Genomic DNA, 14,068 nt, shown 5'->3' on the forward strand with positions numbered 1-14,068 from the left:
CGCACCCCATACACCCCATTCCGCCCGGTTTGGGGTGCTTGTCTTTTGCTTCTTGCCTTTCACTTGATTTTGCCGGCTGATTTTTGACTGCTTTACCGATCGCTGATTGATGGACTTACCCAAACTCGTTCCCGGCAAGCGCTACACCCTGCCGCAGCCCGCGGGCTCTGCCGACGCCCTGCTGCTCGCCCACCTGGGCCTGCGGGAAAAATCCGCCGGCAGGCTCACCGCCATCATCACGTCGGACGCCGCCACCGCCCAGCGTCTGATCGACGAGATTGCGTTTTTTGCGCCCGATCTGCGCTGCGCGCTGTTTCCCGACTGGGAAACCCTGCCCTACGACACCTTCTCGCCGCACCAGGACCTGATCAGCGAGCGGCTGGCCACCTTGTGGCGGATCTCGCAGCGCGACAAGGAAACCGGCGCCGACCTCGTCATCGTGCCCGCGACCACCGCGCTGTACCGGCTGGCGCCCCCCAGTTTTCTGGCGGGCTACACCTTTCATTTCAAGGTCAAGCAAAAGCTCGACGAAGCGCGGCTCAAGGCCCAGCTCACGCTGGCCGGGTACAGCCACGTGACGCAGGTGGTGAGCCCCGGCGAATACGCCGTGCGCGGCGGCCTGATTGACCTGTTCCCCATGGGCTCGGCCGTGCCTTACCGCGTCGACCTGTTTGACGACGAGATCGACAGCATCCGCACCTTCGACCCCGACAGCCAGCGCAGCCTGTACCCGGTGCCCGAAGTGCGCCTGCTGCCGGGCCGTGAATTCCCCATGGACGACGACGCGCGCGCCAAATTCCGCAACCGCTGGCGCGAACTGCTCGATGGCGATCCGACCAAGAGCCGCATCTACAAGGACATGGGCAACGGTGTGGCCACCGCCGGCATCGAGTACTACCTGCCGCTGTTTTTTGAAGACACCGCCACCGTGTTCGACTACCTGGGCAGCGATGCAACTGTCGTGTTGCACGGCGACCTGGAACCGGCTTTCCAGCGCTTCTGGCAAGACACCAAAGACCGTTACCGGCTGGTTCGCAATGCGCCCGACCGGCCTGCCCTGCCGCCAGAATCGCTGTTTCTGGGCACCGAACAGTTTTACGCCCGCGCCAACGACTACGCCCAGCTGGCGTTGAAAGCGGGGAGCCCTCTCCCTCTCCCAGGGGGAGAGGGGATTAAGGGGAATTTACTCCCTCTCCCCCTGGGAGAGGGCAGGGGTGAGGGCTCCCCGTACGTCGAATTCAACTCACTACCGCCAATGGCCGCCGTTCGTGGCGCCGAAGACCCTTTGGCCCGGCTCAAGGCGCACATCCACAACACGCCACACCGCGTGCTGGTGCTGGCCGAAAGCGAGGGCCGGCGCGAAAGCCTGCTCGACTTTCTGCACGCCAGCAATGTCAGCCCGCCCGCGTTTGACTCGCTCGAAGACTTCCAGGTCAGCGACGAAAAACTGGGCATTGCCACAGCGGCCCTGGATGTGGGCTTTAGCTGGCTCGAAGCCGGCATCGACTTCGTCACCGAAACCGAGCTGTTTGCCGCCGGTGCCGTCACGCGCCGGCGCAACAAAAAACAGGAACAGGTCAGCGATGTCGAAGCGCTGATCAAGGATCTCTCGGAGCTCAATGTCGGTGACCCCGTGGTCCATAGCGCCCACGGCATTGGCCGCTACAGGGGCCTGATCAATATGGACCTGGGCCAGGAAAAAAACCCCGACGGCACGCCCGCGCTTCAGGAATTTTTGCACCTTGAATACGCCGACAAGGCCACGCTGTATGTGCCCGTCAGCCAGTTGCATCTGATCAGCCGCTACACCGGCGTCAGCGCCGAAGAAGCGCCACTGCACCGGCTGGGCAGCGGCCAGTGGGAAAAGGCCAAGCGCAAGGCCGCCGAGCAGGTGCGCGATTCGGCCGCCGAGCTGCTCAACATCTATGCCCGCCGCGCGGCACGCGAGGGCCATGCTTTCCGCTATTCACCCCACGACTACGAAGCTTTCGCCAACGATTTCGGCTTTGAGGAAACCGCCGACCAGCGCGCCGCCATTCATGCCGTGATTCAGGACATGATCAGCCCGCGCCCCATGGACCGGCTGGTCTGCGGCGACGTGGGCTTTGGCAAAACCGAAGTCGCCCTGCGCGCCGCCTTCATCGCGATTACCGGTGGCAAACAGGTCGCCTTGCTGGCGCCCACCACGCTGCTGGCCGAGCAGCACTACCAGACGCTGGTCGACCGCTTTGCCAAATGGCCGGTGAAAGTGGCCGAGATGAGCCGCTTCCGCTCGACCAGGGAAATCACCACCGCCATCAAGGGCCTGGCCGATGGCAGCGTGGACATTGTGGTGGGCACGCACAAGCTGCTGAGCCAGGACGTGAAGTTCCAGCGCCTGGGCCTGCTCATCATCGATGAAGAGCATCGCTTTGGCGTGCGTCACAAGGAAACCATGAAGGCCATGCGCGCCGAGGTGGACGTGCTCACGCTGACGGCCACGCCGATTCCGCGCACGCTGGGCATGGCGCTGGAAGGCCTGCGCGACCTCAGCGTGATTGCCACCGCGCCGCAGCGGCGCCTGGCCATCAAGACCTTTGTGCGCAGTGAAAACAACGGCGTCATCCGTGAGGCCGTGCTGCGCGAACTCAAGCGTGGCGGCCAGGTGTACTTCCTGCACAACGAGGTGGACACCATCGAGAACCGCCGCCAGAAGCTCGAGGAAATCCTGCCCGAGGCGCGCATTACCGTGGCCCATGGTCAGATGCCCGAGCGCGAGCTGGAGCGGGTGATGAAAGACTTCGTGGCGCAGCGCTACAACCTGTTGCTGTGCTCCACCATCATTGAAACCGGCATTGACGTGCCGACGGCCAACACCATTGTGATGAGCCGTGCCGACAAGTTTGGCCTGGCCCAGCTGCACCAGCTGCGCGGCCGGGTCGGACGCTCGCACCACCAGGCCTATGCCTACTTGATGGTGCCCGACATCGAGGGCCTGACCAAACAGGCCAGCCAGCGGCTCGAAGCCATCCAGCAGATGGAAGAGCTTGGTTCGGGCTTTTACCTCGCCATGCATGACCTGGAGATTCGCGGCACGGGCGAGGTGTTGGGCGAAAACCAGTCCGGCAACATGCTCGAAGTGGGGTTTCAGCTCTACAACGAAATGCTCTCGGAGGCCGTGCGCAGCCTCAAAGCCGGCAAGGAGCCTGACCTGCTGGCGCCGCTGTCGGTCACCACCGAGATCAACCTGCATGCCCCGGCCCTGCTGCCGTCCGACTACTGCGGCGATGTGCACCTGCGCCTGAGTTTTTACAAAAAACTGGCCACAGCCAAGAACACCGATCAGATCGATGCGCTGCTGGAAGAAATCGTCGACCGCTTCGGCAAGCTGCCCGCGCAGGCACAAACGCTGGTCGACGTGCACCGCCTGCGCGTGATTGCCAAGCCTTACGGCGTGCTCAAGGTCGATGCGGCGCCGGGCATGATCAACATCACCTTCAAGAAAGACCCGCCCATCGATTCGATGGCCATCATGCAGCTGATCCAGAAAAACCGGCACATCAAGCTGGCCGGCAATGACAAGCTGCGCATTGAGCGCGAGCTGGAAAACCCCAAGGACCGCGCGCAGTTGGTGCGCGATGTGCTGCGCAGTCTGGGGCAACCCAAACCCGTGACATATGCCGAGGCATAGGCTAAACTAAAGCCTATCCGCACTCATGGGAGAAGATCATGCATCACGTCGCTGAAAAAACTGCTGAATACCCAGTGGAGGCCCCAGCGCGTCATGTGCGCCTGTTTCGCAACGGGGCCAACCAGGCCGTGCGTATTCCCAAAGAGTTCGAATTGCCCGGTAAAGAGGCGATCATGCACCGCGAAGGCGACCGGCTCATTATTGAAGCCGTCACAGTCAAACCCGCCAAAGGCACGCTGGCTGCGCTGGTTGCGGCGCTGGAGGCCATGCAACATCTGGAGCCGGTGCTTGAACCGTTTCCCGACGTCGATGAAGGCATGTTGCCCCTGGATGACATCAATTTATGACCGGCTCAATCCTGACGCCACTCCTGCTCGACACCAACATCATCTCCGACATGATGCGCGACCTGCAAGGCCCAGCGGCAAGGCGTGCCATGGCAGCCGACCCATCAAGCGCGAGCCGACCGTTGTACACCAGTGCGGTGGTTCAGTGCGAGCTGGAGTACGGCCTTGCACGGCGCAAGAACGCTCGCCTGGAGGTGGCTTACCAGGGCGTCATGGCCACGGTTGAGGTGCTGCCAATCACCAGCGACGTCGCCGAGCACTACGCCCGTCTGCGCACCCAATTGGAAGCCCTTGGCCAGCCTATCGGCCCCAACGACGCACTGATTGCCGCCCATGCGTTGGCCCTGGATGCCACCCTGGTCAGCGCCGATGCCGAATTCCGTCGTGTACCAGGGCTGCGGGTTGAAAACTGGCTGGAACCAGAAAATACAGCCAAATAGGCTTGCAGCCCATTCGTTTATTGCGCTACCAGCTATCAAAATAATAGTACCCACCCCATGACTCCCACAGAAATCTCCCCCGGCCTCGTCGTCAACGTGGCAATGCCTTCATCTTTAAAGCTCAGCGACTTCAAGCTGATCGCCTTCGACATGGATTCCACGCTCATCAACATCGAATGCGTGGACGAAATCGCCGATGCAGCCGGCCGCAAGGCCGAGGTTGCGGCGATCACCGAAGCCGCGATGCGCGGCGAAATCACCGACTACAAAGACAGCCTGCGCCAGCGCGTGGCCCTGCTCAAGGGCGTGACTGTGGCCAGCATGGACGAGGTCTATCGCCTGCGCCTCAAACTCAACCCCGGTGCGGCGGAACTGGTGCAGGCCTGCAAGGCAGCCGGCCTGAAGGTGCTGCTGGTCAGTGGCGGCTTTACGTTTTTTACCGACCGCATTCGTGACGAGTTGGGCATTGACTACACCCGCTCCAACGTGCTTGAAACCGAGAACGGCCTGCTCACGGGCCGCATGGTGGACCAGCCCTGGGGAGACATCTGCGACGGCGCGGAAAAACGCAAGATGTTGCTGGAGACCTGCGGCCAGCTCGGCATCGACCCGAAGCAAGCCATTGCCATGGGCGACGGCGCCAACGACCTGCCCATGATGGCCGCGGCCGGCCTCTCGGTGGCCTACCACGCCAAGCCCAGGGTGCGCGAGCAGGCCATGGTGGCCATCAATGATGGTGGGCTGGACCGCTTGCTGGAAATAATCGCTTAAAGCATGCCCCTGTTCATCAGTACCCCGGATCAGGCCTTTTCAATTACCGGACGCCCGGCCTGTACAGAAAACTGCGCCAGGGTTTCAATGCTGCTGTCCTGACGGGTGACGTCACTCACGACACGCAAGGTGGTCGTCAGTTGCCGGGGCGTGAACTCCACCACGCCATAGCCCCGGCGCTCCGAATCGGCAAACACAAAGTGCGGATTCTCGGCCAGGTACTCGGGAATTTTGGCGTTGCCGGCCGAGCGCGAGGTGATGCTGGTGCCGCAAAACTCCACCCCGATGGCAGGACTGGCGGCATCGGCATAGTCCGCCTTGACATGGCCCACCCAGTTCTCATGCACGTCGCCCCCCAGCAGCACCGGGTTGCTGGCGGCGTTTTTGCGCAAGGCATCCAGCAGGCGCGTCCGCGCTGCCGCGTAGCCGTCCCAGCCGTCATTCCATAGGCGCTGTCCCGGCCCCGGATGAAGATCGCGCTGCCCGAACAGCGAGGTCTGGCCCAGCACGTTCCAGCCGGTTTGCCTGCTGCCAGCCCTGCCCAGCTCGGCATCGAGCCAGCGCTCCTGCGGCAGGCCCAGCATGCTGCGTGCCGGGTCGTTCCATGACAGGCAGGTGGCCGGTTTCAGCGTGCCCGATCGCCCCTTGCCTTGTGGGGTGCAGACCTGCGCATCCTTGTACTGCCGTGCATCCAGCATGTACAGCGATGCCAGCCGCCCATAGTGCAGACGGTTGTGGATGCGCATCTCGGAGCCGCTTGCCAAACCCGCCACAGCGCGGGTGAGCACCGACGCGCGAACCGGCATGTGTTCATAAAAGGCCTGGTAGGCCGCAGCACGCCTGGCCGCAAAGCTTGCCACCGCCGGGCCGTTGTCGCCTTCTGTCAAGCCCGCGTAATCGTTTTGCACCTCGTGATCGTCCCAGGTGAGCAGCCAGGGGCAGGCCGCATGCATGGCCTGCAGGTCAGCGTCCCCCTTGTGCAGGGCATAACGCTGACGGTAGTCGTCCAGCGTCAGCACCCAGCCGCCCGTCGGCACACGGACCGCGTTGCCGGCATTGGGGTATTCATAGATGTAGTCCCCCAAGAACAGCACGAGGTCGAGGTTTTCATCGCGCATGTGCCGGTAGGCGCTGTAGTAGCCGTGCTCCCAGCGCTGGCACGACGCATAGGCCAGCCGCAGTCGTGCCACCGCGGCATCGGGCGCCGGGAAGGTGCGCGTGCGGCCGGTGCTGCTTACGGCATCGCCTGTGGCAAAGCGGTAAAAGTACCAGCGATCCGCCTCCAGCCCCTGCACCTCCACATGCACGGAATGCGCGAGCCCGGCCTGCGCCTGGGATTGGCCGGTTTGGACCAGGTGGAAAAATTTCTCGTCATGCGCCACCTCCCAGCGCACGGTGACGGGCCCCTGCTGCAGACCTGAAGCCTGGTCCTTCCCAAAAACCAGCCGCGTCCATAACACCACCGAGTCATGGGTGGGGGAGCCGCTGGCAACCCCCAACCGGAAGGGATTGGCATCCAGGCGCGGCTGGGCCCATGCGTTGCGTGGCAGCCACAAGCCGGCGGCGCTGGCAGCAGCCCACTGCAGCAGCTGGCGGCGGTCGGTCAACAAAGAGGTGTTCACGGAGTTCTCCCCGGCGAGTACGCTGAAAAGATCATGAGCTGGGCGTTTTCGTTTCGGGCCATTATCCATGCCGCATGGCGCTGGCTCCCAGCCTTCTTGCGCACAGAGCTGGCAAACTAGTGTGGTATTGCATGCTTGACGGCACTAATAAAACCGATGGATTTTTGTTCAGGGCAAGGCGCAAACCACAGCAATAGTTCCACTATTGCGCGGATTTGCAACGCCGCCATGGACAAAAAGACGCGGTTTTATGTGCCGGATAGCGTGCAACACCACACTAGGCCGCGCATGCGGTAGAGTCACCGGACGGAGGACAACACCATGGCTCTTACCCACGCTTTGCCGCTTGATGTCATCAATGTTCGCCCGCTGGGCGCGCAGCTCCCCGAAACAAAAACCCACAGCCTGATCAAAACCGGCAAACTGCAGCTGATGCGCATGGCCCTGACTGCCGGAGACAGCGTGCCCGTGCACCACGTGACGGGTGAAATCACGATTCAATGCCTGGAAGGTGAAGTGCTGGTCACCACATCCGCACGCGCTTGCACCCTGAGCGCCGGAGAGCTGCTGCTGCTGCCGGCAGCCGAGCCGCATGGCTTGCAAGCCAAAAGCAACGCATCGCTGTTGGTGACCGTGCTTTTGCACCAGTAAGCCCAAGCGTTTGCGAATATTTTTTGCTACCCTTTTAATAGCTTGAAACGCTCGAATTAAAAGGGCTTGAGCCTTGTTTTTCTTCAAAAACGCGCACACTGGCTGAACAGGCCCTCAAGCCTGGGTCTTCAATCCAGCGCGGCGGGCCGGCTGTCAGGCTGGGTAAAAGAGTCTTCCCACTGCGTGGCAAACCGGTCGGGTTTGCTGGTGGACTTGGGCGCCGCTGTGCCGTCGGGGTTGAAGCCCGCAGCGCGGCTTGCCTTCGGGCGTTCGGTGTCTTCGCTGTCCTTGATTTCTTTCAGGGCGGCTTCTTTGGTTGCCTGTACTTTTTGGCGCGTGAAGGCCGTGAGATCCGCATGGAAGCTGCTGTCGCCGCCCCGGGTCTGCAATATTTCTTCTTCCTCTGCTTTGGTCATGACCTCCACTTCACCCAGGAAGGCAGCCCGCATGGCATGGGCCGCGGGCAGATGGCTGCTGTAAACCACGGTGTAGGCAATGTCGCAGTCCGACAAAAGCCTTTCTTTCAGTTCGCGGCTGGCCTTGCTGAAGCCGCGTTTGCCCGGCACATCCACACAGCCCACCACCTTGCCGTGAGGAGTGCACACGGTAAAGGTGGCGTACACACCGTTGAGCAACTCCTGCCACTGCTCACTCTTGTCTTTGGAGCGCGGAACGGTGAAACGCAAGACCGGGGTCTTGACCATGATGAAGTGGTCGTGAAACGCCTCGCGCAGCCACTCCCAGACCTCCTGCTCCTCGGTGCTCACCAGGCCGCGCGGGTTCAGCGGCCATTTGGCCGGCAGGCGGCGCCTGGCCTCTTCCTTGCGCCGCACCCACCCCGCATGAAGCAAGCCGCCCAGCAGCAGCCCCACCACAACGCCCAGCCCGATCATCAGCCATGTTGATAAATTCAAGATACCCCTCTTTATGCAATCACTTGTACGGTTTACTGGCCATGCCCAAGCGCACACGGCTTGGTAGCATTTTCTGTCAGAAAAACCTGTGACAGTGAGTCACGAAATGACAACTTTGTCAATTTTGGCAACGCACATGGCCCTTTACCTTACCTTTACCCTTCGCCTCCAAACTAGGCCGGTTTCCGCCGGTATGCTGGATTTTTTTGAAGGAGCCCCCATGGAGCGCAGAACGGCCCACGATTTTGACCAGGAACTGCTCATTCTGTTTGACGCCTATGTACACGGCACGATAGATCGCCGCGGTTTTCTGGAGCGCGCCCAGAAGTTCGCCGTCGGCGGCATGACCGCGGGCATGCTGCTGACCGCGCTCAGCCCCAAGTTTGCCCAGGCGCAGCAGGTGCCCAAAGACGACAAACGGCTCAAGACGGAGGTGCTGGAGTACGCCTCGCCAAATGGCTACGGAACGATGAAAGGCTATCTGGCCAAGCCGGCCAACGCCACCGGCCGCCTGCCGGGCGTGCTCGTCATTCATGAGAACCGGGGGCTCAACCCGCACATTGAGGACATCGCGCGCCGGCTGGCGCTGGACAACTTCGTGGCCTTTGCGCCCGATGCACTCACCCCGCTGGGTGGCTATCCCGGTGACGAAGACAAGGCGCGCGAACTCTTCCCCAAACTTGACCAGTCCAAAACCATTGAAGACTTTGTGGCGGCAGCCAAGCTGCTCAAAAGCCGCCCGGACTGCACCGGCAAATACGGCGTGGTGGGCTTTTGCTACGGCGGCGGCATTGCGCACACGCTGTCAACCCGCCTGGACGACCTGGGCGCAGCGGTGCCCTTCTACGGCAACCAGCCCAAGGCCGAAGCCGCGGCCCAGATCAAGGCCCCGCTGCTCATTCACTTTGCTGCGGTCGATGAACGCATCAACGCGGCCTGGCCCACTTACGAGGCCGCGCTGAAAGCAGCCTCGGTGCGCTACACGGCGCACCAGTACGCGGGCACGCAACACGGCTTCAACAACGACACCACGCCGCGTTTTGATGCGGCGGCGGCCAAACTGGCCTGGGAGCGGACGCTGGAGTTCTTCAACAAAAACCTGAGGGGGTAGTTGTTGGGCTCAGGCCACAGCAGGCCGGCCCAGCCCACGGCTACCCCGTGAGCGGTAAATCAAAAATGCGACGATGCCCACGTTGAGCAGGTTCCACGCAATGCCGTTCACGAACGCCGCGCGGTAAGAGCCCGTCAGGTCAAAAATCGCCCCGGACATCCAGCCCCCCAGCGCCATGCCAAACAGCGTGGCCATCAGCACCGTGCCCACCCGCGCGCCGGCTTCCCTGGGTGTGAAGTACTCACGCACAATCAGGGCATACGAGGGCACGATGCCGCCCTGAAACAGGCCAAACATCCCCGACACCACATAGAGCGACACCAGGCCATTGAACGGCAAAAACAGCAGCAGCGCCACGCCCTGAAGAAGGGAGCCCAGCAGCAGCGTGCGCAGCCCGCCAATGCGGTCAGATATCCAGCCCGAGGCGAGCCGGCTGACAACGCCCAGGCCCAGCATCAGCGCCAGCATCTCGGCGCCCCGCGCTGCGCCAAAACCCAGATCACCACAATAAGCCACGATGTGCACCTGCGGCATGGACATCGCCGTGCAGCAAGCCACTCCGGCAATGCACAGCAAAATCTGCAGCGCAGCGGGCGACATGCCCAAAGGCCGCTCGGCAGCCCTGCCTGAGACTACTGCCGGCGCAGTTTTCACCAGGGCAGCAACGGGCGCCACGTCAGATGCCGCCGGCTTCGCCAGGATTGGTGCGCGCTGGCGCAACACCAGGGCCAGCGGCAGCATGGACAGCAGGCAGAACACGCCCATGCCAATATAAGTAGGGCGCCAGCCCGCACTGTCAATAAAGTGCTGCATGATGGGCGGCCAAAGGGCGCCTGCCAGGTAGTTGCCACTCATGCAGATAGCCACCGCCATGCCGCGGCGGCGCGTGAACCATTGCGAGGTGTCGGCTACCAGCGGTGCAAAGGTAGCCGATGTGCCCAGCAGGCCCATCAGCACGCCCTGCGCCAGGCTGAACTGCCAAAGGCTGCCCGCAGAGCCCGCGGCAATAAAACCCAGACCCAGACCGACCGAACCCAGCATGACCGGCACCATCACGCCAAAGCGATCAGACAGCCGCCCCATGAGAATGCCGCCCAGCCCAAAGCCGAGCATGGTGAGCGTATAGGGCAGCGAGGCATCGGCACGCGCCACCCCAAAGTCAGCCTGAATACGCGGCAGCACGACCGTGACCGAGTACATGCCCGAGCCCCCAATGGTCATGAGCAGCAGCGACACGAACAGACGTGTCCAAGCGTAAGAAGATTCTGCGTCCTGTCGGGTTTCGGCGTGTGCTGTCATGACCGGTATTGGAACCGATATACCCGCCGCTGTCTTTCTGCGCACGGTCGCAGGAGTCATCCCGCCAACCATGGCACAAGCGACCGGAATCGTTACCGCTTTCGCAGCGGGTCCAGCAGCGACGACAGGCCGTTGTGGTCTATCTCCTGCATCAGCGCCAGCAGCCGGCCGATTTCACCGGACGGAAACCCCTCGCGGGCAAACCAGTTGAGGTAGTTGCCGGGCAAGTCGGCAATCAGGCGGCCCTTGTACTTGCCGAAAGGCATTTCGCGGGTCACCAACAGCTGCAAGTCTTCGGGGTTCAAACTATCCCCCGACCCGCTTGACGACATAGCCCTGCGTCTTCAGCACTTGCATCACCCGCTCACAATGATCGCCCTGCACTTCGATCACGCCGTCTTTCACCGTGCCACCGGAGCCGCATGCGGTTTTGAGCTGCTTGCCCAGCTGCGCCAGTGACAGCGCATCCAGCGCCAGCCCCTTGATCAGCGTCACGCCTTTTCCAGCGCGGCCTTTGGTTTCCCTTAAAACCCGCACCACACCATCTGATGGCGCCATGGCTTTGGCCTGCCTGCAAATGCAGTCGGCAACCGGCTTGCGGCATTCGGGGCACATTCTGCCGGCTTCGGTGGAATAGACGAGGCCGCTATTCGTTTTATTGCTTCTCATAAAGTTTCATTGGTAGCCGCTATGTACATGCTTGATGGAGCTCGGAAATCATCAGCGGCCCCAGCGATTACACAACAAACCAGTGCAGCGCTGCACTAGTACTGCTTATCAGTTTTTCAGCAAAAACTCCATCTCGGTTCCCGCCAGGTTCAACACATCGTGATGGGCCAAGGGAATCGCCTCCGGCCCAATGGGCATGCCATTAAGTGTGGGCGACGTCTCGCCTCCCATATGCGCCACATAGTAGCCGTCGCGCCGGTGCGAGATGGAAACGACAGAAACGCCCGGCTGGCCGAAAGTCGTCACCGCCTTGACCACCGGGACCTCCAGCCCGACTGCGGAGCCAGACAACACTTTAAGACTGGCCTGCAGTACGCCGCTGGTGCCTGGAAAGCCGAGTTCATCCAGCGACATGGTGGTAGTCGCTTCGTGGGCGCTGGGCTGCTCACGCTCTGATCCCGCGAGGAACTGAACCCTGAAATTGCCGATGGCGATGATGTCCCGGTCTTGAAGCAGCCGCCTGGACTTGATCATGTTGCCGTTGATGTAGGTGCCGTTGGTGCTGCCAAGATCTTCAATGTACACATCCGCGATGCCCTCGAGCTCAAACACGCAGTGCTCGCCGCTCACCACCATGTTGTCAAACACGATGTCGTTATGCGGCTTGCGGCCCAGCGTCGTCCGGTCATTTTGCAGGTAAACGTGCTTGATCTCGACGCCTTCGACGGATGCGATGAGCTGCGGCATGGTGCCCCCTGTTGGAAGATGCAGACCGCCAGACACGCCCGGTGCGGTGGCGGCAACTCATGGTAGCCGTCCCGCTGCAAGTGGACAAGGGGCACAAGGCCAGCCGAGCCCGCCCTGTCAGCCCGCCAGCCAGTCGCCCATGCACTGGTTGAACGCCTCGGGCTGCTCCACCATCACCCAATGGCCGGTTTTGAACTCGCGCACCGCGCAGCCGGGCAGCGTGGCAAGCTGCTGCACCCACTGGGGCGAATGAAACAGGAAAGGCTTGCGCCTGCCATAAACGTACAGCATGGGGCACTGCGGCACGAACCGGGCCGCGGCACGGTATCCGCCCGTCCACTGCAGGTAGTAGGGATAGTTCATCTGCCACCCGATCAGCGCCGGGTCGGTTCGGCAGCGCAGCGTGCGGACCATGAAGCGCGTCATCCGGTCCCCCAGGCGGCCGCCCAGCTTCCACGCCATGGCCAGCCAGACCTGGTACGCAGCAATCATCAGCTTGGCCTTGGGCGTCAACGACTTGAGGTACGCGCCGGAGTTGGTGTCGCCAATGTCCACGCCGATGATGCGCGCCACCCGGTCGGGGTGCTGCGCCGCGAACTCATAGCCAAACATCGCGCCCCAGTCGTGCAGCAGCAGCGTGACCGGCTGGCCCGGGCTCACGCGGTCCACAATCGCCTTGAACAAATCCACCATCTGCACCAGCGAAGCAAGCCGTGCAGGCTGGGCCGTGTCAAACCCCGGCAGCGTGAAACGCACGCAGCGGTACCGTCCCTTGAGCCACGCCACCTGCGCGTCCCACAGGCGGTGGGTGTCGGGCCAGCCGTGGATCATCACCACGGTCTGCGGTCCCTCCCCTTCGATGAAAACCTCGACCCCGTCTACGATGAGTTGCTGTGGCGCCATGGGAATCCTATCCGCTATGTATTTGATAGCTGCTTGCGTACTATTCGCAAGGGCTGCAGGTTCATTTCTCCATGGATCTCAGCCGCGCAGCATGTGAAAGTTGAGCAGGCGCGTGGCGATCACCGTCTCCGTCAGAAAGCACAGCAGCGCCAGCAGAAAGCAGACCACGCCCGAGAGAAAACTGCCGATGGCAAAGCGGTTGATCTGGAACGCCGTGGTCTCACCCAGAAACAGCAGGATGATCGTCAGCCCGATCAGGAAGGCGCAGAAGGTCAGCAGCGCAATACAGCCATTGGCCAGCCGGCCCCGAAGCCGCAGCTCGGCCAGCTCTGTGTAGGCACGCTGCAGGAACTCCTCGTCGGTCGACGTCCGGGCCCGGTCTTCCACCAGGCGCGCGCGGTCAATGATGCGAGCCAGACGGCCGGCGATGGCGCCTATCATTCCCGATACCGCCGTCAACAGGAACACCGGCGCAACGGCCAGTTGAATGCCGTGGGTAACGACGCTGGCATCAACAGGAAGACTCATGGCATGACTCCGACAATAAGATGAAAGCGATTATTGCGCGATGACAAGCTCGGCCCCGTCTACGATGAGTTTTGTGGTGCCATGCGAATCAAATTTGCTATGTATTTGATAGCTATTTACGCCCTATTTGCAAAGGCTTGAAGCCTATTTTGTTACACGAGATTATAAAAACAGGGATTGATTAATGCAGTGGGCTATAAAGTGAAGGGCTGAAGAACAGTTGCGAATCACGAAAGACGCCATGCCCACCCAAATCTCGGATATCCACATCGCCTAGGGCCTGTTCACACTAATATTGGAGGTGCGAAGGGGTTCCATCGGGCGCAAATCAAGGCGCCTGCCGCCGCCCGCACTCATGTGCGGGCAAGGTAGGCAACGCCGAGTTGCGCCCGATGG

General features: G+C 61.8%; 14 protein-coding genes. 6 read left to right on the forward strand and 8 right to left on the reverse strand.

The annotated features are described in order from the left end of the window. The first annotated feature begins 109 nt into the window (after positions 1-109). From mfd to serB, 4 genes are read left to right on the forward strand one after another with little or no spacing between them, the layout of a single operon-like run. Positions 110-3,670, forward strand: coding sequence for a transcription-repair coupling factor (gene mfd / locus V6M61_RS09135; RefSeq protein WP_332776253.1), 3,561 nt, complete (start codon positions 110-112; stop codon positions 3,668-3,670). Positions 3,671-3,708: 38 nt separating this feature from the next. Then, a complete protein-coding gene (locus V6M61_RS09140; RefSeq protein ID WP_332776254.1) occupies positions 3,709-4,017 on the forward strand; it encodes an antitoxin in 309 nt (102 codons plus the stop codon). Beyond that, positions 4,014-4,457, forward strand: a complete 444-nt coding sequence (locus V6M61_RS09145) for a PIN domain-containing protein (RefSeq protein WP_332776255.1) — start codon at positions 4,014-4,016, stop codon at positions 4,455-4,457. Before V6M61_RS09140 ends, V6M61_RS09145 begins: the two co-directional genes overlap by 4 nt. Before the next feature lie 57 nt (positions 4,458-4,514). Then, on the forward strand, positions 4,515-5,228 hold the full coding sequence (gene serB / locus V6M61_RS09150; protein ID WP_332776256.1) for a phosphoserine phosphatase SerB: 714 nt from the start codon (positions 4,515-4,517) through the stop codon (positions 5,226-5,228). Positions 5,229-5,257: 29 nt separating this feature from the next. On the opposite strand, the gene V6M61_RS09155 is transcribed toward serB, so the two are convergent. Continuing rightward, entirely contained in the window at positions 5,258-6,850 is a 1,593-nt protein-coding gene (locus tag V6M61_RS09155; RefSeq protein ID WP_332776257.1) for an alkaline phosphatase D family protein, read from the reverse strand. 321 nt (positions 6,851-7,171) lie between these two features. Here V6M61_RS09155 and V6M61_RS09160 point away from each other — a divergent pair, with 321 nt between their 5' ends. Beyond that, positions 7,172-7,501, forward strand: coding sequence for a cupin domain-containing protein (locus V6M61_RS09160; protein ID WP_332776258.1), 330 nt, complete (start codon positions 7,172-7,174; stop codon positions 7,499-7,501). Between the two features lie 128 nt (positions 7,502-7,629). On the opposite strand, the gene V6M61_RS09165 is transcribed toward V6M61_RS09160, so the two are convergent. Continuing rightward, on the reverse strand, positions 7,630-8,415 hold the full coding sequence (locus tag V6M61_RS09165) for a DUF2726 domain-containing protein (RefSeq protein WP_332776259.1): 786 nt from the start codon (positions 8,413-8,415) through the stop codon (positions 7,630-7,632). 220 nt (positions 8,416-8,635) lie between these two features. Between V6M61_RS09165 and V6M61_RS09170 the strand changes: the two genes are divergently transcribed. Further along, a complete protein-coding gene (locus tag V6M61_RS09170) occupies positions 8,636-9,526 on the forward strand; it encodes a dienelactone hydrolase family protein (RefSeq protein ID WP_332776260.1) in 891 nt (296 codons plus the stop codon). A gap of 9 nt (positions 9,527-9,535) precedes the next feature. Here V6M61_RS09170 and V6M61_RS09175 read toward each other — a convergent pair whose 3' ends face one another. The 6 genes from V6M61_RS09175 to V6M61_RS09200 form a co-directional block, all read right to left on the reverse strand. Next, positions 9,536-10,825, reverse strand: a complete 1,290-nt coding sequence (locus V6M61_RS09175) for an MFS transporter (RefSeq protein ID WP_332776261.1) — start codon at positions 10,823-10,825, stop codon at positions 9,536-9,538. A gap of 92 nt (positions 10,826-10,917) precedes the next feature. Continuing rightward, the gene (locus V6M61_RS09180) at positions 10,918-11,130 is read right to left on the reverse strand and encodes a DUF3820 family protein (protein WP_332776262.1); all 213 of its coding nucleotides are present in this window, start codon (positions 11,128-11,130) and stop codon (positions 10,918-10,920) included. Position 11,131: 1 nt separating this feature from the next. Further along, complete coding sequence (locus V6M61_RS09185) at positions 11,132-11,494, reverse strand: translation initiation factor Sui1 (protein ID WP_332776263.1); 363 nt, start codon at positions 11,492-11,494, stop codon at positions 11,132-11,134. A gap of 108 nt (positions 11,495-11,602) precedes the next feature. Further along, complete coding sequence (locus V6M61_RS09190) at positions 11,603-12,241, reverse strand: FHA domain-containing protein (protein WP_332776264.1); 639 nt, start codon at positions 12,239-12,241, stop codon at positions 11,603-11,605. 117 nt (positions 12,242-12,358) lie between these two features. Next, complete coding sequence (locus V6M61_RS09195; protein WP_332776265.1) at positions 12,359-13,144, reverse strand: alpha/beta fold hydrolase; 786 nt, start codon at positions 13,142-13,144, stop codon at positions 12,359-12,361. 78 nt (positions 13,145-13,222) lie between these two features. Next, the gene (locus V6M61_RS09200) at positions 13,223-13,672 is read right to left on the reverse strand and encodes a DUF2721 domain-containing protein (protein ID WP_332776266.1); all 450 of its coding nucleotides are present in this window, start codon (positions 13,670-13,672) and stop codon (positions 13,223-13,225) included. Positions 13,673-14,068: the final 396 nt, after the last annotated feature.

The sequence above is a fragment of the Polaromonas sp. genome (assembly GCF_036676035.1).
Classification (GTDB): domain Bacteria; phylum Pseudomonadota; class Gammaproteobacteria; order Burkholderiales; family Burkholderiaceae_C; genus Polaromonas.

Excerpts from the sequence above, each read along its gene's own strand:
- mfd (WP_332776253.1), top strand. The coding sequence starts at position 110 with ATGGACTTACCCAAACTCGTTCCCGGCAAGCGCTACACCCTGCCGCAG.
- V6M61_RS09140 (WP_332776254.1), top strand. The coding sequence starts at position 3,709 with ATGCATCACGTCGCTGAAAAAACTGCTGAATACCCAGTGGAGGCCCCA.
- V6M61_RS09145 (WP_332776255.1), top strand. The coding sequence starts at position 4,014 with ATGACCGGCTCAATCCTGACGCCACTCCTGCTCGACACCAACATCATC.
- serB (WP_332776256.1), top strand. The coding sequence starts at position 4,515 with ATGACTCCCACAGAAATCTCCCCCGGCCTCGTCGTCAACGTGGCAATG.
- V6M61_RS09160 (WP_332776258.1), top strand. The coding sequence starts at position 7,172 with ATGGCTCTTACCCACGCTTTGCCGCTTGATGTCATCAATGTTCGCCCG.
- V6M61_RS09170 (WP_332776260.1), top strand. The coding sequence starts at position 8,636 with ATGGAGCGCAGAACGGCCCACGATTTTGACCAGGAACTGCTCATTCTG.
- V6M61_RS09175 (WP_332776261.1), bottom strand. The coding sequence starts at position 10,825 with ATGACAGCACACGCCGAAACCCGACAGGACGCAGAATCTTCTTACGCT.
- V6M61_RS09185 (WP_332776263.1), bottom strand. The coding sequence starts at position 11,494 with ATGAGAAGCAATAAAACGAATAGCGGCCTCGTCTATTCCACCGAAGCC.
- V6M61_RS09190 (WP_332776264.1), bottom strand. The coding sequence starts at position 12,241 with ATGCCGCAGCTCATCGCATCCGTCGAAGGCGTCGAGATCAAGCACGTT.
- V6M61_RS09195 (WP_332776265.1), bottom strand. The coding sequence starts at position 13,144 with ATGGCGCCACAGCAACTCATCGTAGACGGGGTCGAGGTTTTCATCGAA.
- V6M61_RS09200 (WP_332776266.1), bottom strand. The coding sequence starts at position 13,672 with ATGAGTCTTCCTGTTGATGCCAGCGTCGTTACCCACGGCATTCAACTG.